Raw genomic sequence first — 19803 nt, forward strand, 5'->3', positions numbered from 1 at the left:
GTTATTAATGAAACATTTAACTTTAATTATTGTCTTGTTTACGAGTTTTACGTGCTTGTCACAAGAAAAATTTAGTATCAGCGGGACCATAACCGATGCGAATAACGGGGAAACCCTTTTGGGAGCAACAGTTTACTTAAAAAACACCAATTTTGGCGCTACAACTAACGAGTATGGCTTTTTCTCGTTAACGGCCCCAGAAGGAGATTATGCGTTAGTAATTTCGTATGTGGGTTACCAAACATTTTCTCAAAATATACAACTATATGCAGATAAAAAACTGGATTTCGAACTACAAGAATCGGCCACTTCTTTAGATGAAGTTGTAATAATTGCAGAAGAAAGCGAGGTGGTAAACATTAAAAAGCCACAAATGAGTGTGTCTAAATTAAACGCTCAAACTATTAAGGAAATGCCAGCCGTTTTAGGCGAAGTAGATGTTATAAAATCTATACAAATGCTACCTGGTGTAACGAGTAACGGCGAAGGTTCGGCAGGATTTCATGTTCGAGGTGGAGCGGCAGACCAAAACTTAGTACTGTTAGATGAAGCTATAATTTATAATACCTCGCATTTTTTTGGATTCTTTTCTGTGTTTAACACCGATGCTATAAAAAATATAAAGCTTTATAAAGGCGATATTCCTGCTAAATTTGGAGGTCGTGTGTCTTCTGTTCTCGATGTTCGGCAAAAAGATGGAAATAATAAAGAGTTTGAGCTTAACGGTGGTGTTGGTTTAATATCTAGCCGTTTAACCGCAGAATCGCCAATTTTTAAGGATAAAGGTTCATTTTTAATATCTGGAAGAGCGTCTTATGCACATTTATTTATGCCTTTTATTGAAGAGGTTAAAGATGATAAAATTTCGTTTTACGATTTAAATTTAAAAACCAATTTCGAACTTAATGAAAAAAACAAACTGTATTTGTCTGGTTATTTTGGTCGCGATGTGTTTAACTTATCGAGTTTAATTGAAAACACCTATGGCAATGCCACGGGAAACTTACGTTGGAACCACGTTATAAGCGATAAATTATTCTCAAATTTATCTTTTATTTACAGTAAATACGACTACAATATTGTGCTCGATTTTATTGAGCTCGATTGGGAAGCAGATATAGTTAACTACAACATTAAATACGATTTAGGTTATTTTGTAAATAATGATTTAACATTCGATTTTGGTGTAAGTGCACTAACTTATAATGTAAATCCAGGAGAAATTCGGCCATCTACCGAGACATCCTCGATAAACGCTTTAAAATTAGATGAAAAACGGGCATTTGAAGGTGCTATTTACGCGAGTGCAGAACATAAAATTACCGAAAAATTAGCTTTAAATTACGGGTTACGATTGAGTTCTTTTTCCAGACTTGGCGGGCAAACCATGACTAATTACCTAAACAATCAGCCAGTTGTTTATAATAGCGAATTAGGCATTTACGAGCGCGGTGAAGCCGAAAGCGAAACTACATATAGTAAGAGTGAAACCATAAAATCTTTTGCTAATTTAGAGCCTCGTTTTGGTATATCTTATCAATTAAATAAATTATCTTCTTTAAAAGCCAGTTATACCAGATCTGCACAGTATTTACATCTGCTTTCCAACACATCTTCTGTTACGCCTTTAGATGTTTGGACACCAAGCGGGCAGTATATTAAGCCGCAATTATCTAATCAATACGCTTTAGGTTATTACAAAAATTTTAATGAAAACACCTTTACTCTTGAGTTAGAAACCTACTTTAAAGAGGTTGATAATAGAATTGATTACATTGATGGATCAGATTTAATAGGAAATAATAATATTGAAACCGAAATATTAAGTGGTGAAGCCAGATCGTATGGTTTAGAGTTGCTTTTCCGTAAAAATAAAGGTGCTTTTACCGGTTGGTTGGCGTACACCTTATCAAAATCCGAACAGCGAGCGCTTGGAGGAAATGCTGGAGGACCAGGGATTAATAACGGTAATTGGTATAATACGTATTATGATAGAACTCACGATATATCGTTAACCGGCTCATATAAATTAAACGATAAATGGCGATTTAGTAGTAATTTTGTATTTCAAACCGGCCGTCCAGTAACCTATCCTAACGGACAATATAATTACGAAGGTCTGTCTATTGCTACATATGCTAATCGTAACGAAAACCGATTACCAACTTATCACAGGCTCGATATTTCGGCTACTTTAACACCAAAAAGAAAAGCCGATAAACGTTGGAAAGGTGAGTGGGTGTTTGGTATTTACAACTTGTACGATAGGCGCAATGCCGCTTCGGTTAGCTTTAGTCAAAACAACCAAACAGGACTTAACGAGGCTTCTAGAATTTCTATTTTCGGCCGAATCCCTTCAGTAACCTACAACTTCAAATTTTAAATCATGAAAAAGATGTATAGATCACTCATTTTTATCGCTTTAAGCTTAATATTTTCTTCTTGTGAAGATGTTATTGATGTTGATGTAAATACGGCAGAACCGCGATTGGTAATTGAAGCTTCTCTAGATTGGGAAAAAGGTACAACTGGAAGTGAACAAACCATAAAATTAAGTATGTCTTCTCCTTATTTTAGTACCGATACAGACACCAGTGTAACAGGTGCATTAGTAACGGTTACGAATATGAATAATAATACTATTTTTTCGTTTACAGATGAAAATAACGGCACGTATTCTATAAATAATTTCGAACCAATTATTGGAGACACCTACCAATTAACAGTGGTTTATAATGGTGAAACATACCAAGCTACAGAAACCTTAATAGCATCGACAAGTATTAAGGAAATAAATGAAAGTATTGAAGGTGGTTTTGATGATGAATTACCTGAAGTAAATATTTATTTTGATGATCCAATCGATGAAGAAAACTATTATTTAATCAGTTTTTACGAAATAGGGGATATGTTTCCATTTTTCGCTGATGTATCGGATGAGTTTGTTAATGGGAATGAAGTATATTATTTTTTTGAAAAAGAAGAAGATGAAGACACTAATATGTCGCCATTTGAAGCTGGTGATACGGTTGAAGTTAAATTATACGGTATTTCGGAGCAATACTATAGTTTTATGAGGCTTTTAATCGAGCAATATTATAATTCAGGCAATCCTTTTGCATCGAATGCTGCATTAATAAAGGGCAATTGTATAAACCCAACAAACCCTGAAAATTATGCTTTTGGGTATTTTAGAGTCACCGAAGTTGATGTGGTATCGTATACGTTTGAGTAAAATATAAGCTTTAAAATATCTAGACCTGTTAGGTTTCAAAAACCCAACAGGTCTTTTTTTATAAATCAATTAAGAGCCTGCTTAGCGTTAGGTTTGATCCAAAATTTCAAGAGAACAGGCATCCTCATATTGAGCGCAGTAGAAAGATGTTAACTTATTTGACTCAAATAAAGTAAAACAAATAATGTATTGATATCGATATTTTTAAGCGAAGTGTTTTGAAAAAAATGTACTCATAAATTCTTGGCAATCAACCTCTAATTTTCCTTTTTATGCAATAAACGCGTGAGTTTTATACTCAAATCGGTAAGAATAATTTTCGAGTTACCGTTGCGTTCAATATGGTAAATAGCATCTTGGAGTTCGTTGCTTATATCCATAATGTTATTGCCATGAATAAACGGGGCAAATTTAGCCAAATTAAAAGCTTCGCTTTTAGGTTCAAAAAACACCAAATCGTTGGCGTTATAGTTTAGTAGTAAGGCTTGCCTAAAAAAGTCTAAACAAAAGTTTAAAAACTGTTTTTGGGTTTCTCTGCCAGTTTTAGCGACCTCTTCGCTCCAAGAAATTAAATCATGTATGGCTGCTTTGTTTCCTTTTGCTTTAAAGGCTGTTCGTACCCAAAACACAAACCATTTTTCAAATTGCAAATCTTCACTATCACTATATACTAAATCGCAAGCTTTATTATAGTTGCCATTAGCTTGATGTGCAATTTTGGTGGCATCAGCTTCAGCGATATTAAATTGTTTAATTAAAGCCTCTTTTACGTCGTTTTCGGCTAACGGCGGAAAGTGTAATACTTGACAGCGTGAACGAATAGTATTAATAATCTGTTCTTCGTCTTCTGCAATTAATAAAAATATTGTTTTTGCAGGCGGTTCTTCAATTAGTTTTAAAAGTTTGTTTGCCGCGGCAGTATTCATTTTTTCAGCCATCCAAACTAAAAGAATTTTATAACCACCTTCGTAGGCTTTTAACGACAACGATTTTACTATATCTTGAGCTTCATCAACACCAATTTGGCCTTGTTTATTATCAACACCAAGTAGTTTATACCAGTCGAATAAATTTCCGTAAGGTTGTTCGGTTAAAAGTTGGCGCCATTCTTCTAAATAATGACTAGAAACAGGGTGTTTTTTTACTTTATCGCTGGTAGTTACAGGAAATGCAAAGTGCAAATCGGGATGCGAAAAATTCTTAAATTTTAGGTTACAAGCGTCATTTCCTCCACTATTTTCGCCATTGCTATTATTGCAAAGTATATATTGAGCATAAGCTAAAGCTATGGGTAAAGTGCCACAACCTTCGTTACCAACAAAAAGTTGCGCATGTGGTATACGGCCATTATCGGCACTTTGTGTCAAGTGCTTTTTTATGTGTTCTTGTCCTATAACGTCATTAAATAGCATAGGCAAACCTACATTTTTGTTAAGCTTTTAAAAAATGAATTAAGAGATTTTTTTAGTTAAAAAGCCTAATTAGTTCAGTGTCAATAGTTTTTGTTTAATTTTTGGTAACAATTTATTAACATTGTTATTTCACTAGTAATAAGGGTTTTATATGTGTATTGTTAATAATTTATCGCTAGATTTAGTTCCTTAGCCTTTTTAATATGAAATTTTACTTAATTTTATTAACATTAATTTTACATTAAATTAACAAACAAAAACAATAAGACATGGCTATAAAAATTAAAGTTTCAAAAAAGAAATTAAAAAAAGATGAAGAAAAGAAACTAACTAAATTAAAGGTTAAAAAAGCTAAAGCATTAACTAAAAAGCAAAAGCAAGCGGCAAAGGAGAAAGCCAAGAAACTAGCCAAGCTAAAGGCAAAAAAGCAGAAAGAACAGGCCAAGTTAAAAGCCAAAAAGGCTAAAGCATTAGCTAAAAAACAGAAACAAGCGGCAAAGGAGAAAGCTAAGAAACTAGCCAAGCTAAAGGCAAAAAAGCAAAAAGAGAAGGCCAAGTTAAAAGCCAAAAAAGCTAAAGCATTAGCTAAAAAGCAAAAGCAAGCGGCAAAGGAGAAAGCCAAGAAACTAGCCAAGCTAAAGGCAAAAAAGCAAAAAGAGAAGGCTAAGTTAAAAGCCAAAAAGGCTAAAGCATTAGCTAAAAAGCAAAAACAAGCGGCAAAGGAGAAAGCCAAGAAACTGGCAAAGCTAAAGGTAAAAAAGCAAAAAGAGAAGGCTAAGTTAAAAGCCAAAAAGGCTAAAACATTAGCTAAAAAACAAAAGCAAACTGCAAAATCAAATGTTAAAAAGAAAAAAACAATAAAAAAGAAATCAAAAAGACTGATTAAAAAAGCATCAAAGCCAAAGCAACCCATATCTAAAAAGCAACCAAAGTCAAAAAGAAAAAAAGCGGCTAAGGTTACATTAAAAAAGGCTTCTTAATTTAAAAAAACCAAATTAAATTATTAGCTATATCGTTTTCGTACAAAATCGCATTTTAATTAGGGTATTTATTAGTTACATTTGTAGGACTAAAAAGTAAATACATAACAATGAAAACGATTAACGATTTTAATTTCGAAAATAAAAAAGCACTTATTCGTGTAGATTTTAACGTGCCACTAAACGATAAATTTGAGGTAACAGATTCTACAAGAATTGTTTCGGCAAAACCTACAATTATTAAAATTTTAGAAGATGGTGGTAGCTGTATTTTAATGTCGCATTTAGGAAGACCAAAAGGTGTTCAAGATGAGTTTTCGTTAGGCCACATAGTCGATACGGTTAAAGATATTATAGGAGTAGAAGTTACTTTTGTTAACGCTTGTGTTGGTGAAACTGCCGAAGAAGCTGCTGCAAAATTACAACCAGGACAAATTTTATTGTTAGAAAATTTACGTTTTCATGCAGAAGAAACCGCTGGAGATAAAGCATTTGCAGAACAACTAGCTAAGTTAGGAGACATTTATGTAAATGATGCTTTCGGTACCGCGCACCGTGCTCATGCATCAACCACTATTGTGGCTCAGTTTTTTGAAAATAAAAAATGTTTCGGTAGTTTATTAGCTCAAGAAATTGAAAGTATTAAAAAAGTATTAGAAACAGGCGAAAAACCAGTTTTAGGTATTTTAGGAGGTGCCAAAGTATCGTCTAAAATCACCATTATCGAGAATATTTTAGATGCCGTAGATCATTTAATAATTGGTGGTGGTATGGCCTTTACTTTTGTTAAAGCTCAAGGAGGAAAAATAGGAAATTCTATTTGTGAAGACGATAAAATGGAGTTGGCTTTAGAAATTTTAAAGCAAGCAGAAGCTAAGAACGTAAAAGTACACATTCCTGTTGATACTATTGCTGCCGACGATTTTAGCAACGACGCGAATACACAAACGGTTGATATTAATGCTATTCCAGATGGATGGGAAGGTGTTGATGCTGGACCAAAATCGAGAGAGATTTTCCACGATGTAGTTATGCAATGTAAAACAATTTTATGGAATGGCCCTCTTGGTGTTTTTGAAATGGAAAGTTTTGCAGGTGGTACCATCGAGTTAGGAAATTCTATTGCCGAAGCCACTAAAAATGGGGCGTTCTCACTTGTTGGCGGTGGCGATTCTGTGGCTGCGGTTAAGCAATTTGGTTTCGATGATAAAGTGAGTTATGTAAGTACCGGTGGTGGCGCTATGCTTGAAAGCTTAGAAGGAAAAACATTACCAGGAATTGCAGCAATTTTAGAATAAAATTCCATTCAAAAAAAGCATAAAGGGTATAAGTGTTTTTAGAAACGTTATAATTCAATTAGTTACCAATCAAACACAAAAAACTAAACTTTAGTTTTTTAATTCCCTTAAAAAATACGAATTTAGCCATAATGTCGTTGATTAACATGTTACTCGATTTTATGGCTATTCGTTTTTATATTGCGTTGTTTGTGTGTGGTTTAGGGTTTTCTCAAACTACCGATTCTATTATTGATGGAAGTAATAACACCATAAAAACGATAGAAGTGCAACCCGATTCCACTCAATTAAAAGGGTTTGTTGATAATGAATTTGCAGCACAAATAGACGAAAAGTGGCTCGAAGAATTGTATAGTAATGCCTTGTTCGATACCATTTACAAATCGGTTACCGAACTGGATTTTAAAGGGATTGATTTCCCAGAGTTATCTACCGATACTTTAAAAGCACGATTAAAAAAACTCGATGCTAGAACACCGTTTAATGTGGAGTACAACCCATCGTTAGAAAGTGTAATTAAATCTTATTTAAAATATCGAAGAAACTCCATTCAAAAACTTATTAGTTTAAGCGCGTATTATTTCCCAATGTTCGAGCGCGAGCTTGATTTGTACGACATTCCGTTAGAGGTTAAATATCTAGCAATAGTAGAGTCTGCTTTAAAACCAAGAGCAAGATCTAGAGTAGGAGCAACTGGTTTATGGCAGTTTATGTTTAGCACTGGTAAAATGTACGGACTCGACGTAAGCAGTTATGTCGATGAGCGTAGCGATCCCATAAAATCTACCGAAGCAGCAGCAAAATATTTAGCAAAATTGTACGGTATTTTTGGCGATTGGGATTTGGCATTGGCAGCTTATAATTCTGGACCAGGAAATGTATCGAAAGCCATTCGCCGTTCTGGAGGTTATCAAAATTATTGGAATATTAGGCATAATTTACCAAGAGAAACAGCAGGTTATTTACCAGCATTTTTAGCTAATATGTATATTTTTGAATATGCCGAAGAGCACGGTTTTAAAAAAATAAAACCAGAATTAGCCTATTTTGAAACCGATACCGTTCGAGTAAAAGAAATGATAACGCTCGATCAGGTTTCAGAAGTCACTGGAACTCCAATCGAAGAACTTCAATTTTTAAATCCGTCTTATAAATTAGATATTATTCCATTTATTAAAGAGGAAAACTATACCTTACGATTACCTCGCGATGTTGTTGGTGCTTTTGTAAACAACGAAGATTCTATTTATGCATTTGCTAGAGCCGAGTTTAATAAACGCGAAAAGCCTTTACCTCAATTTTTTAATGCCGATGAGAAAATTAGGTATCGTGTAAAATCAGGCGATTATTTAGGTAAAATATCAAGAATGTATGGTGTTCGTGTAAGCGATATTAAGCGCTGGAATGGTTTACGAAATAACGATTTAAGTATTGGGCAGCGTTTAACTATTTATCCTAGAAAACCACATGTTTCAACGCAGCAAAAAACAGCTTCAAATACAACACAAACTATAAAACCAAAACCTATTTCGGGTGAAGTAACCATTTATACCGTGCAATCTGGTGATTCGCTTTGGAGTATTTCACAAAAATTTCCTGGAGTTTCTATTCAAAATATAAAAGATTGGAACGGTATTAGTGGTAGTAAACTAAAACCAGGAATGAAGCTTAAAATTGCTAAGAGCTAACTTCTTTTAAAAATTAAAAAACAATGATACGTTACATTATTTTATCAGCATTTACATTACTTTTTTTAGTGTCATGCGGAAATAAAAAGAAATCAGATAATGATATTTATATCGCCGATGCCACGGGAGCTATTAATAATGTTTCGGTGGTTATAGAAAACGATTTGTGGGCTGGAAGCGTTGGTGAAGCCATAAAAAGCGTGCTTACAAAACCAATTTACGGTTTGCCACAAGACGAACCAACGTTTACTATTAGCCAAATTCCACCCGCTGTTTTTTCGGGATTCGTAACCAAAAACAGAACAGTTTTAAAAATAGAAACAGGTAAAGATGCTGGCCTAAAAGTTTTAGAAGATGTATATGCTAAACCACAAAAAGTAATTGTTGTATCTGGAAAAACAAAACAAGAAATTATTGATTTAATTTTAGAAAATGAAGTGAAAATTGTTGATGTTTTTCATAATATGGAGCTTGCCGAACGCGCCAGACAAATGGCAAAATCGCCACATAGTTATAAGTCGATTGAGGAAAAATTAGGTTTAACTTTAGAGTTTTCGTCTATTTATAGAATTGCAAAAGAAGCTGATAATTTTTTCTGGATTAGAAAAGATATCACTACAGGAACAACAAATTTGTTGCTTTACGAGTTGCCATACGATGCGATTAAACAAACCGATAGTGTAGTTAACCAAATAATTGCCATTAGAGATTCTATTGGAAAGCAATATATAGAAGGTCCCGTAGAAGGTTCGTATTTAGCCACAGAAGATGCATACACACCATTTCACGGAGAAACTATTCTAGACAATAAACCAACTTTAGAAACCAAAGGTATTTGGGATGTAAAAAATGCGTTTATGGGAGGACCATTTATTAATTATGCTATAGAAGATAAAGTAAATAATCGTTGGGTGGTTATTGAAGGTTTTGCCTTCGCTCCATCGGTAGAAAAACGAAATTACGTTTTAGAACTCGAATCTATTATTAAATCGGTTAAAATAAAACGATAAGTTTCTAAAAAACACAAACAAAAAAACCAGCAAATTTGCTGGTTTTTTGTTATTGGTATAAAATAAATTTATTCTTTTTTCGAAGTATCAGCTTCATCTTCTTTGCTAGCATCTTTAAATTCCTTTATGCCGCTACCAAGTCCTCGCATTAATTCAGGTATTTTTTTACCTCCAAATAATAATAAAACAACTACCACAATTAAAGCAATTTGCCAAGGACCAATTGCTAAGGGTAAAATATATAAGCTCATAATATTAAATTTTAAACCACAAAGTTACTAATTAAACTTTAATAAAGTTGGTTTAAACCTAATTTTAGCATTACGTTATATTCAAAACCATTTTCTAACGTTATAGTTTAGCAAAAAGAGTAACAGATTAAATAAATTCTATTTATTTTTGTTTGATTATGGCAACTAAAAAAAAGAAACCAAAAAAAATTAAAAAGAAATTAGTCGATAAGTATCGCTTGCTAATACTTAACGAAGTAACTTTCGAAGAACGTTTATCATTTAAAATTACGCGCTTAAATGTGTTTGTTTTGGGGTCGTTAATTGCATTTTTTTTAATTTCATTAACGTATTTAATAATTGCCTTTACGCCATTGCGCGAATATATTCCTGGGTATTCTTCTACGGCTTTAAAAAAGAAAGCTACAGAATTAAACTATAAAACAGATTCGTTACAGCAAGTTATTGCTATGAACGAAACGTATTATGCATCAATAAAAAAAGTATTAAAAGGCGATATAAGTGCCGAAGATTTTAATAAAGATTCCATTGTTGAAGCCATAAAAATTGAAGCAAGCGAAGTGGATTTAAACCCAAATGCCGAAGATTCCTTATTACGCGAAAAAGTAGATAAAGAAGATAAGTATAACTTGTTCGAATCAGCTATATCAGCAACAAACTTTGTATTATTTCCACCGGTAAATGGCACAATTAGTTCAGCCTACAATGCTAAAGAAAAACATTATGCCGTAGATATTGTAGTTGCAAAAGACACACCTGTAAAAGCCACTGCCGATGGCATTGTAATTTTTGCAGAATGGACAGCCAATACGGGGCACGTTATAATTTTAGAGCATAGCCATGGTTTAATATCAATTTATAAACACAATGGTTCTTTAACGAAATCTCAAGGCGATTTAGTAAAAGCAGGAGAAGTAATAGCAACCGCAGGAAATACTGGCGAATTAAGCACTGGTCCGCATTTGCATTTCGAGTTATGGAACGATGGCTACCCAATTAACCCAACAAACTTTATAGATTTTAAATAAATGATTTCATTAAAATCGGCGTTAGCAAAACCTTTTGCAAAACGTGTATATAAAAACATTCAAAAATGGGCAAATAAACCCATTGAAACACAAGAAAAAGTGTTTCAAGAACTTATTGCCACGGCAACTAAAACTGTATTTGGGCAAGATCACGATTTTGTAAGCATAAATAATCATGCCGATTTTGTAAAGCGTGTTCCAGTTCGAGACTACGAAGGGTTAAAATCTTATGTAGAACGCATGGTAGCTGGCGAACCCAATGTTTTGTGGGAAGGAAAACCTATTTATTTTGCAAAAACTTCAGGAACTACCTCAGGATCGAAGTTTATTCCAATTACCAAAGAAAGCATGCCAACACATGTTGAAGCAGCGAGAAATGCTATTTTAATGTATATTAAAGAAACGGGTAATACCAAGTTTGTAAATGGTAAAATGATTTTTTTACAAGGTAGTCCCATTTTAAAAGAACAAAACGGCATTCAGTTAGGGCGTTTATCTGGTATTGTAGCGCATTATGTGCCTAAATATCTGCAAAAAAACAGATTGCCATCGTGGGAAACAAATTGTATAGACGATTGGGAAACAAAGGTAGATGCTATTGTTGAAGAAACGTTACCAGAAAACATGACTGTAATTTCTGGAATTCCGTCGTGGGTACAAATGTATTTCGAAAAAATTAAAGCCAAAACAGGTAAACCAGTTGGTGATGTGTTTAAAAACTTTAACCTGTTTATTTTTGGTGGTGTAAATTACGAACCGTATCGAGCCAAATTCGAAAAGCTTATAGGCAGAAAAGTTGATAGTATTGAGCTGTATCCCGCAAGCGAAGGCTTTTTTGCTTTTCAAGATAAACAAAACGAAAAAGGCATGTTGCTTCAATTAAATTCGGGCATATTTTACGAGTTTATTAAAGCCGATGAATTTTTTACAGAAAGCCCAAAACGAATTACAATTAAAGACGTAGTTATTGGTGTAAATTATGTTATGTTAATTTCAACCAATGCAGGTTTGTGGGCCTATAATATTGGAGATACAGTACAATTTACTTCTATAAAACCATATCGTGTAATTGTTTCAGGTAGAATAAAACATTTTATTTCGGCCTTTGGCGAGCATGTTATTGGCAAAGAAGTAGAGCAAGCTATGCAAGATGCTATTGCCGGAACAAGCATTCAAGTTTCAGAGTTTACCGTAGCTCCTCAAATTAATCCCGATCAAGGCTTGCCTTACCACGAATGGTTTGTAGAGTTTGAGAATGGACCCGATAATTTAATAGAGTTAGCAAAAAAAATAGACGAATCGCTGCAAAAACAAAATACTTATTATTTCGATTTAATTCAAGGTAAAGTATTACAAACATTAAAAATTACTACGGTAAAAAAGAACGGTTTTCAAGAGTATATGAAATCTATAGGCAAATTAGGTGGGCAAAACAAGATACCACGACTGGCAAACGACAGAAAAATTGTAGACCAATTTACTCAAATCAATTAAGTTAAATAGTACTATATTTGTATCCTACTAAATCTTAATATGGATAGTAAAAAGCATCAAGGAAGAACAAGAGCACAGGAAAGCTCTAACGCTATAGAACGTATGTATATTACCATGCGTCACCTGTTTAATCGCGGTTTTTATAAACCAATGGGCATTTCTGGTGAAACTTTAAGGCAAGCATTATTGTCTTTACGCCCAGAAATTTATGGGTCTGTAGCAGATGAAAAAGCCGAATTAGAAGGATTGCTATATGTAATTGATAGGCTTCCCTCTGGCATTGAAGAATGTTCGTTTATAAATCTAACTAGCGATGAGGGTTACTCGAACTCACATTTTAAAGCTATAATTCCCGAAAAACGACGCCGAAATTGTTATCGCATCGATAATGAGCAAATGAATATTGAGATTACTCGAGGGCGTTCAGAAATTTATGACATTTTAACGCACCTTACTTTTTTATTTATTGAATCTCATAAAATAAGTAATCGCGTTTTAATTAACGAAGAAGGATTAACCACAAGAGATTGGGAAAAGCTTGAAAATGCTGTTTTAAGTAAAAAGAAATTAAGTCAAGAAGAGCGAGAAATAGCAATAACACACACGGCTAATATTTTAGGTAGAACTTTTAGAGAGATTACAACAGTTTATAATAGTTTTGCTACACAAAAACAACCAGAAAGATTATTACATATTGTTTATTGGCTGGGTAAATTAGCTATTGAAGAACAAGTAAATAATAAAAAGCGCACCGTTACTTTTACTCCAGTGCTTAGAGAACGTATTGGGCATCATATTCATGGAGAAATTTGGGCAGATACAGTAAAAGAAACACTTTATAAAAACGGGTTATTAAATAGGCCAATACATATAATTAGTGCAAATATGCATAGCGTAATGAATACACTTTTCGCATTCAGCGCTTTAAAAACAGAGTTTAATAAAAAAGATGCGTTTCAAGTTTATGAAGCTTTAAGTAAAGGTGAAAATGCCACTTTACGCAATAAAATAACAAAAGAAGCCTTGCAAAAAGGCATGATTTATATTGATGATAAATCGGGAGCAAATATTGATGTTCAAATTTTTGACACAGAAAAACTCGATGCCTCAAAAATAGATTTAGATATTTCAGAAAAGGTATTGAAAGAAACCAAACCTGTAATTTTAGTAATGGATTATGCGTTTGGTGAGCAGGCTTATGAAACTATCGATGAGCTTTTAAAACCATACCAGGCCAAAGGGAAAAAGGTACATTTAAATGTTGATTCCGTTTCAATTATGGGAAAAGCAGGTATTTTAGAAGGTGGTAAAGGTGATATTATGATTCCTTTTGCACATATTTTTGAAGGAACAGCAGATAATTATCCTTTTGAAAACGAACTTAAAAAAGAAGATTTAGAAGGTCAAGGCGTCGATGTTTACGAAGGCTCTATGATTACCGTTTTAGGAACCTCGTTACAAAACAAAGATATTTTAAAGTTTTTTTATAACTCCACTTGGCAAGTTATTGGGCTAGAAATGGAAGGGGCACACTATCAAAAAGCGATTCAAGCCGCTGCAAAAGTACGTGGTAGTATTGGTCCAGATGTTAAAGTACGTTATGCTTATTATGCTAGCGATAATCCGTTAGAAACAGGAGCAACATTAGCGTCGGGAGGTTTAGGAACCTCTGGAGTAAGACCAACTTATTTAATAACAAGAACAATTTTAAAACAAATATTGAATTAATATAAAACAAAAATGAGTAAAGATTTACAACCATCATCGCAAAAATCTGAAGAAGTAGATTTAGGTCAGTTGTTTAAAATTATAGGCAATGCTTTCAATAAATTTTTAAATTTTATTGCTGGTATTTTTAAAGGTATATATAAGGTTATACTTTTATTATTAATTCATATATATAAACGTTTTGTTTGGTATGCTGGAGCAATAGTTTTAGGGTTAATTTTAGGTTTTGTAATTGATTCAAAATCAGATAATTTATATGGTGCTAATATGTATATTGAGACAAATTTTCAATCTGCTAGACAGGTTTACGAAAACATAAAGCAATTTCATCAGCTAGCAAATGTAGATAAGGATTCTTTAGAATTAGCAAAAGCTCTCAATATTTCTGTAACTGAAGCTGCCAAATTAAAAGGATTTTATATTGAACCAGATTTGGATGAAAATAATATGGCCCAAATGTATTCAGAGTTTTACACGAAGTTAGATTCTATTTCGAAAGTTGAAATGAATTATCAATTGTACAAAGAGTCTTTAACACCATATAATTTTTCCATTCATAGAATAGGGGTTGCCTCTACTGATAAATATTTGTACAAAAAAATAGAAAAAGCTTTTGGAGATGAACTAGCTGAAAATCAGTATTTAGAAGATATTTTAGACGTAAATATTGATAATTTTAATACCGAATATGAAACTTTAAACGAGCAAATAAATAAAACAGATTCTCTAGCGGCTGAATATTTAAAAATTAGGATTTCTGAATCTAGAAAAGAACCTATCCCAGGTTCTGGTACAAATTTATATATGGGCAATCAGGAGTCAACAAGTTTAATCGTTGATGAGTCTAAATTATTAGAAAAGAGGCTTTTACTTGAAAGTAGAAAAAGAGACATCATGCGAAATAAGGTAGAACAACAAAAGGTTGTTAATATTCTTGCTGGTTTTCCAAAATCTGGTTACGATATTAGTGTTTGGAATCAGAAGAAGAAATTTACACTACCAATAATATTTTTTGGAGCAACATTTATATTTTTCTTACTTTTCGGTTTAAAAAAATATCTAGATTCAGAAAGCAAAAATTTACAATTAAATTAACATGAAAATTCTAATAACTGGCGGTGCAGGTTTTATAGGTTCGCATGTGGTTAGGTTATTTGTGAAAAAATACCCTGATTACCAAATTTATAACCTTGATGCCTTAACCTACGCTGGAAATTTAGAAAACTTAAAAGACATTGAAAAAGAACCAAATTATGCGTTTATAAAAGTTGATATAACAGATGAACATGCCATTAGTGAGCTTTTTAAAACTTATAAATTTGATAACGTAATTCATCTTGCGGCAGAATCACATGTAGATCGCTCCATCACAGATCCGCTGTCATTTGTAAAAACGAATGTAATAGGTACTTTAAATTTACTTAATGCGTTTAAGGAGCTCTGGAAAGGTGATTTTGAAGGCAAGCGCTTTTATCATATAAGTACAGATGAGGTTTATGGAACTCTCGGAGAAACGGGTTTGTTTACTGAAACGACATCTTACGATCCAAATTCGCCGTATTCTGCTTCAAAAGCAAGTTCCGACCATTTTGTTCGTGCTTATGGCGAAACTTATGGATTACCTTTTGTAATATCCAATTGTTCCAATAATTACGGGCAAAATCAGTTTCCAGAAAAATTAATTCCGTTATTTATAAATAACATTATAAATAAAACACCATTGCCTGTTTATGGTGATGGAAATTATACTAGAGATTGGCTGTACGTTGTAGATCATGCCATAGCTATAGATTTGGTTTTTCATAAAGGAAAGAACGCCGAAACTTATAATATTGGTGGATTTAACGAATGGAAAAATATCGATTTGGTTAAAGAATTATGTAAACAAATGGATGCTAAATTGGGGAACCCAGAAGGCACATCAGAGCAATTAATTACGTTTGTAAAAGATCGTCCAGGGCACGATTTACGTTACGCTATTGATGCATCAAAAATTAATAAAGAATTAGGTTGGAGTCCTTCGGTTACGTTTCAAGAAGGTTTAAAAATTACAATCGATTGGTATTTGTCGAATGCCAATTGGTTAAAAAGTGTTACCTCTGGTGCTTATCAAAATTATTACGAAAAACAGTATAGCTAATCATTTATGAAAGGGATTATTCTAGCAGGCGGATCGGGAACTAGGTTGCATCCATTAACACTTAGTGTTAGTAAGCAGCTTATGCCGGTATACGATAAACCTATGATTTATTATCCGCTTTCAACGTTAATTTATTCTGGTATAAATGAAATTTTAATTATTTCAACACCTAAAGATTTACCTTTGTTTAAAGATTTATTAGGCGATGGCAAAAAATACGGATGTCGTTTTGAATATGCTGTTCAAGAGGCACCAAACGGATTAGCTGAAGCTTTTATAATTGGGGCTGATTTTATTGGTAACAATAAAGTTGCTCTTATTTTGGGCGATAATATTTTTTACGGTTCGGGTTTAAGCAATTTGTTACAAGCTAATAATAATCCAGATGGTGGTATTATTTACGCCTATCGTGTTCATGATCCCGAGCGTTATGGCGTTGTTGAGTTTAATAACGAAGGACAAGCGGTTTCTATTGAAGAAAAGCCAGAAAACCCAAAATCCAATTATGCTGTACCAGGTATTTATTTTTACGATAACTCGGTGGTAGAAATTGCAAAAAACATAAAACCAAGTAAACGAGGTGAACTTGAAATAACCGATGTAAATAAAACTTATTTAAAACAAGGAAAACTTAACGTAAGTGTACTCGATAGAGGAACCGCTTGGTTAGATACGGGTACATTTCAATCACTTATGCAAGCCTCACAGTTTGTCGAAGTTATTGAGGAGCGTCAAGGTTTAAAAATTGGCTCTCCAGAAGCAGCAGCTTTCGAAATGGGTTTTATAAATGAAGACGACTTTATTGCATTAGCAAATCCACTACTTAAAAGTGGCTACGGTAAAAATTTATTAGGATTACTTAATAGTAAAAAATGATAGTATCAGAAACCAAACTAAAAGGTTGTTTTATTTTAGAGCCTAAAGTTTTTAACGATAGTAGAGGTTATTTTCTTGAAAGTTTTAATCAAAAAACGTTTAAAGAAAAAACAGGTGTTACTATAAATTTCGTTCAAGATAACGAATCGCTTTCTTCAAGAGGCGTATTACGCGGCTTGCATTTTCAAAAGGGAGATTTTGCTCAAGCAAAATTAGTAAGAGCTGTTAAAGGAAGTGTTTTAGATATAGTGGTAGATATAAGAAAAGATTCCTTAACTTTTGGTGAACATGTTGCAGTAGAATTATCCGAAGAAAATAAAAAACAATTATTTGTACCTCGTGGTTTCGCTCATGGATTTGTGGTATTAAGCGAAACAGCTTTGTTTTCATATAAATGCGATAATTTTTATAATAAAGCTTCTGAAGGAGGTATTATTTACAACGATAAAAACTTAAATATCGATTGGAAACTAAACGAATCTGAATTTATAATTTCAGAGAAAGATTTGGTGCTTCCAACGCTCGAAATGGCTAAGATATGATACAAATTTTGGTTACTGGCGCCAATGGGCAGTTAGCCCAATGCTTAAAAACGTTGACTACAAACCTTGAAGGGTATCAATTTTATTTTTATTCTCGTAACGATTTCGATATTTCAGATAAAGCTAAAGTTGAGGCTATATTTAAAACCAAAAACTTTTCATTTTGTATAAATTGCGCCGCTTTTACAAATGTTGACACTAGCGAATCCAATAAAGAAACATCAGATTTAATAAATCATAAAGCGGTTTATAATTTAGCTGTTGCGTGTACACAAAACAATGTAAAATTAATACATGTTTCAACCGATTTTGTATTCGACGGCAATCAATCTTTACCGTATCAAGAAACCGATAAAACAAACCCTTTAGGCGTTTACGGAAACTCCAAATTATTAGGTGAAAAAGCGATACAAAATACCCTTAAAGCGCATTATATTTTGCGTACATCGTGGTTGTACTCGGAGTTTGGAAACAATTTTTTAAAAACCATGTTACGTTTGGCAGAAACAAGACCAGAAATTGGTGTGGTTTTCGATCAGGTTGGAACACCAACTTATGCTGTAGATTTAGCAGCATTAATTATTTCAATTATTCAAAAAGATAACGATGCTTTTGGTGTGTATCATTACAGTAACGAAGGTGTGGCAAGTTGGTACGATTTTGCAGTGGCAATTTTTAATTTAAAAAATTTAAACACAAAAGTGTTGCCAATTCGCTCAATACAATATCCAACGCCAGCAAAACGACCAAGTTTTAGTGTTTTTGATAAGCAAAAAGTAAAGCATACCTTTAACGTTTCTATTCCGCATTGGAGAACAAGTTTAGAAAAGTGTTTACAAAACGTTTAAATGATGAATTATAACATAGCAATTATAGGTTTAGGATATGTGGGGTTACCACTGGCAGTTGAATTTGCTAAAAAATACAAGGTTATTGGCTTTGATATTAGCGAAAACCGAATAAACGAACTTAAAAATGCTAATGATAGCACTTTAGAGGTTGAAGAAAGTAGTTTAAAGCAAGTTTTAAACACTCAGGAAAACGGATTAACCCTAACAACAACAGCTGCAGACATTGCCGATTGCAATATTTATATTGTAACGGTACCAACGCCGGTCGATAAAAATAATAAACCAGATTTTGCGCCTTTATTAAAATCGTCGGAACTTGTTGGAAGCGTTTTAAAACACGACGACATTGTAATTTACGAATCTACGGTTTATCCTGGAGCAACAGAGGAGGTTTGTGTTCCTGTGTTAGAAAAAGTAAGCGGATTAACCTTTAATAAAGATTTTTTCTGTGGTTATTCTCCAGAGCGCATTAATCCGGGAGATAAAACACGAACGGTTACGAAAATTACTAAAGTAACGTCTGGGTCTACGCCCGAAATTGGTAAAACGGTTGATGCACTTTATAAGTCAATTATAGAAGCTGGTACACATTTGGCTCCAAGTATAAAAGTTGCCGAAGCTGCTAAAGTTATAGAAAATGCACAGCGCGATATTAACATAGCCTTTGTTAACGAGCTGGCCAAAATATTTAATCTTTTAAATATTGATACCCATGCGGTTTTAGATGCTGCTGCTACAAAATGGAACTTTTTACATTACAAACCTGGTTTGGTAGGCGGCCATTGCATTGGCGTCGATCCGTTTTATTTGGCACAAAAAGCACTTGAAGTAGGTTATCACCCAGAAATTATTTTGGCTGGTCGCCGATTAAACGATAGTATGGGCGAATTTGTAGCCACAGAAGTATTAAAGCTAGCCGTAAAGCGTAATATTGAAATAAATACAGCTAAAGTGCTTATGTTGGGCATAACATTTAAAGAGAATTGCCCAGATATTAGAAACACTAAAGCTATTGATGTGTATCGCGCATTAAGCGATTTTAATATGAATGTAGATGTTTACGACCCAAGAGCATCATTCGAGGAAGTTAAGGCAGAATACGGAATTGATTTAATAAATACTATCAATAAAACATACGATGTTATTGTGCATTGCGTATCGCATAGTGATTTTTTAAATCTGAATTTTTCAGAAATAAGAACCGAAAATTCGGTGTTTTACGACGTAAAAGGCACTTTAGATGTTAATTTAATTGATAAACGACTTTAAG

17 protein-coding genes are annotated in these 19803 nt (G+C 33.4%); 15 read left to right on the top strand and 2 right to left on the bottom strand.

Annotated elements, in window-relative coordinates; genetic code table 11:
- Positions 1-7: 7 nt before the first annotated feature.
- The gene (locus LG651_RS03375) at positions 8-2383 is read left to right on the top strand and encodes a TonB-dependent receptor (RefSeq protein ID WP_226694742.1); all 2376 of its coding nucleotides are present in this window, start codon (positions 8-10) and stop codon (positions 2381-2383) included.
- Positions 2384-2395: 12 nt separating this feature from the next.
- Positions 2396-3235, top strand: a complete 840-nt coding sequence (locus LG651_RS03380) for a DUF4249 domain-containing protein (RefSeq protein ID WP_226694743.1) — start codon at positions 2396-2398, stop codon at positions 3233-3235.
- Positions 3236-3492: 257 nt separating this feature from the next.
- On the opposite strand, the gene LG651_RS03385 is transcribed toward LG651_RS03380, so the two are convergent.
- On the bottom strand, positions 3493-4647 hold the full coding sequence (locus LG651_RS03385; protein ID WP_226694744.1) for a DNA polymerase III subunit: 1155 nt from the start codon (positions 4645-4647) through the stop codon (positions 3493-3495).
- Positions 4648-4916: 269 nt separating this feature from the next.
- Between LG651_RS03385 and LG651_RS03390 the strand changes: the two genes are divergently transcribed.
- The 4 genes from LG651_RS03390 to LG651_RS03405 all read left to right on the top strand — a co-directional run bounded on the left by LG651_RS03390 (position 4917) and on the right by LG651_RS03405 (position 9623).
- Positions 4917-5627, top strand: coding sequence for a hypothetical protein (locus LG651_RS03390; protein ID WP_226694745.1), 711 nt, complete (start codon positions 4917-4919; stop codon positions 5625-5627).
- 110 nt (positions 5628-5737) lie between these two features.
- Positions 5738-6925 carry a phosphoglycerate kinase gene (locus LG651_RS03395; RefSeq protein ID WP_226694746.1) on the top strand — a complete coding sequence of 396 codons (1188 nt, stop codon included), beginning with the start codon at positions 5738-5740 and terminating at the stop codon, positions 6923-6925.
- A 161-nt stretch (positions 6926-7086) separates the two neighbouring features.
- Positions 7087-8613: a lytic transglycosylase domain-containing protein gene (locus LG651_RS03400; protein ID WP_226695005.1), complete on the top strand. Its 1527-nt coding sequence runs from the start codon at positions 7087-7089 to the stop codon at positions 8611-8613.
- A 23-nt stretch (positions 8614-8636) separates the two neighbouring features.
- Positions 8637-9623 carry a DUF4837 family protein gene (locus LG651_RS03405; protein WP_226694747.1) on the top strand — a complete coding sequence of 329 codons (987 nt, stop codon included), beginning with the start codon at positions 8637-8639 and terminating at the stop codon, positions 9621-9623.
- Between the two features lie 68 nt (positions 9624-9691).
- Here the strand turns inward: LG651_RS03405 and tatA are convergent, their stop codons facing one another.
- On the bottom strand, positions 9692-9874 hold the full coding sequence (gene tatA, locus LG651_RS03410; RefSeq protein ID WP_226694748.1) for a twin-arginine translocase TatA/TatE family subunit: 183 nt from the start codon (positions 9872-9874) through the stop codon (positions 9692-9694).
- 158 nt (positions 9875-10032) lie between these two features.
- On the opposite strand from tatA, the gene LG651_RS03415 reads away from it, so the two are divergent.
- Genes LG651_RS03415 through LG651_RS03455 form a run of 9 tightly spaced genes read left to right on the top strand, consistent with a single transcriptional unit; the run spans position 10033 to position 19802 of the window.
- Positions 10033-10902, top strand: a complete 870-nt coding sequence (locus LG651_RS03415) for a M23 family metallopeptidase (RefSeq protein WP_226694749.1) — start codon at positions 10033-10035, stop codon at positions 10900-10902.
- Complete coding sequence (locus LG651_RS03420; RefSeq protein ID WP_226694750.1) at positions 10903-12396, top strand: GH3 auxin-responsive promoter family protein; 1494 nt, start codon at positions 10903-10905, stop codon at positions 12394-12396.
- Between the two features lie 39 nt (positions 12397-12435).
- The gene (locus LG651_RS03425) at positions 12436-14124 is read left to right on the top strand and encodes a DUF6909 family protein (protein WP_226694751.1); all 1689 of its coding nucleotides are present in this window, start codon (positions 12436-12438) and stop codon (positions 14122-14124) included.
- 12 nt (positions 14125-14136) lie between these two features.
- On the top strand, positions 14137-15219 hold the full coding sequence (locus tag LG651_RS03430) for a hypothetical protein (protein WP_226694752.1): 1083 nt from the start codon (positions 14137-14139) through the stop codon (positions 15217-15219).
- 1 nt (position 15220) lies between these two features.
- Entirely contained in the window at positions 15221-16264 is a 1044-nt protein-coding gene (gene rfbB / locus LG651_RS03435; RefSeq protein ID WP_226694753.1) for a dTDP-glucose 4,6-dehydratase, read from the top strand.
- A gap of 6 nt (positions 16265-16270) precedes the next feature.
- Entirely contained in the window at positions 16271-17140 is an 870-nt protein-coding gene (gene rfbA / locus LG651_RS03440; protein ID WP_226694754.1) for a glucose-1-phosphate thymidylyltransferase RfbA, read from the top strand.
- Complete coding sequence (gene rfbC, locus LG651_RS03445; RefSeq protein ID WP_226694755.1) at positions 17137-17682, top strand: dTDP-4-dehydrorhamnose 3,5-epimerase; 546 nt, start codon at positions 17137-17139, stop codon at positions 17680-17682. The genes rfbA and rfbC overlap by 4 nt, the downstream gene beginning before the upstream one ends.
- Complete coding sequence (gene rfbD / locus LG651_RS03450; RefSeq protein ID WP_226694756.1) at positions 17679-18530, top strand: dTDP-4-dehydrorhamnose reductase; 852 nt, start codon at positions 17679-17681, stop codon at positions 18528-18530. Before rfbC ends, rfbD begins: the two co-directional genes overlap by 4 nt.
- Positions 18531-19802: a nucleotide sugar dehydrogenase gene (locus LG651_RS03455; protein ID WP_394371649.1), complete on the top strand. Its 1272-nt coding sequence runs from the start codon at positions 18531-18533 to the stop codon at positions 19800-19802.
- Position 19803: the final 1 nt, after the last annotated feature.

This window comes from Neotamlana sargassicola (genome assembly GCF_020523965.1).
Taxonomy (GTDB): domain Bacteria; phylum Bacteroidota; class Bacteroidia; order Flavobacteriales; family Flavobacteriaceae; genus Neotamlana; species Neotamlana sargassicola.

Coding starts and splice junctions, on each gene's coding strand:
- LG651_RS03405 (WP_226694747.1), top strand. CDS start 8,637: ATGATACGTTACATTATTTTATCAGCATTTACATTACTTTTTTTAGTG.
- LG651_RS03425 (WP_226694751.1), top strand. CDS start 12,436: ATGGATAGTAAAAAGCATCAAGGAAGAACAAGAGCACAGGAAAGCTCT.
- LG651_RS03430 (WP_226694752.1), top strand. CDS start 14,137: ATGAGTAAAGATTTACAACCATCATCGCAAAAATCTGAAGAAGTAGAT.
- LG651_RS03385 (WP_226694744.1), bottom strand. CDS start 4,647: ATGCTATTTAATGACGTTATAGGACAAGAACACATAAAAAAGCACTTG.
- LG651_RS03390 (WP_226694745.1), top strand. CDS start 4,917: ATGGCTATAAAAATTAAAGTTTCAAAAAAGAAATTAAAAAAAGATGAA.
- LG651_RS03455 (WP_394371649.1), top strand. CDS start 18,531: ATGATGAATTATAACATAGCAATTATAGGTTTAGGATATGTGGGGTTA.
- LG651_RS03395 (WP_226694746.1), top strand. CDS start 5,738: ATGAAAACGATTAACGATTTTAATTTCGAAAATAAAAAAGCACTTATT.
- LG651_RS03400 (WP_226695005.1), top strand. CDS start 7,087: ATGGCTATTCGTTTTTATATTGCGTTGTTTGTGTGTGGTTTAGGGTTT.
- rfbC (WP_226694755.1), top strand. CDS start 17,137: ATGATAGTATCAGAAACCAAACTAAAAGGTTGTTTTATTTTAGAGCCT.
- rfbA (WP_226694754.1), top strand. CDS start 16,271: ATGAAAGGGATTATTCTAGCAGGCGGATCGGGAACTAGGTTGCATCCA.
- LG651_RS03380 (WP_226694743.1), top strand. CDS start 2,396: ATGTATAGATCACTCATTTTTATCGCTTTAAGCTTAATATTTTCTTCT.
- tatA (WP_226694748.1), bottom strand. CDS start 9,874: ATGAGCTTATATATTTTACCCTTAGCAATTGGTCCTTGGCAAATTGCT.
- LG651_RS03420 (WP_226694750.1), top strand. CDS start 10,903: ATGATTTCATTAAAATCGGCGTTAGCAAAACCTTTTGCAAAACGTGTA.
- rfbD (WP_226694756.1), top strand. CDS start 17,679: ATGATACAAATTTTGGTTACTGGCGCCAATGGGCAGTTAGCCCAATGC.
- LG651_RS03375 (WP_226694742.1), top strand. CDS start 8: ATGAAACATTTAACTTTAATTATTGTCTTGTTTACGAGTTTTACGTGC.
- LG651_RS03415 (WP_226694749.1), top strand. CDS start 10,033: ATGGCAACTAAAAAAAAGAAACCAAAAAAAATTAAAAAGAAATTAGTC.
- rfbB (WP_226694753.1), top strand. CDS start 15,221: ATGAAAATTCTAATAACTGGCGGTGCAGGTTTTATAGGTTCGCATGTG.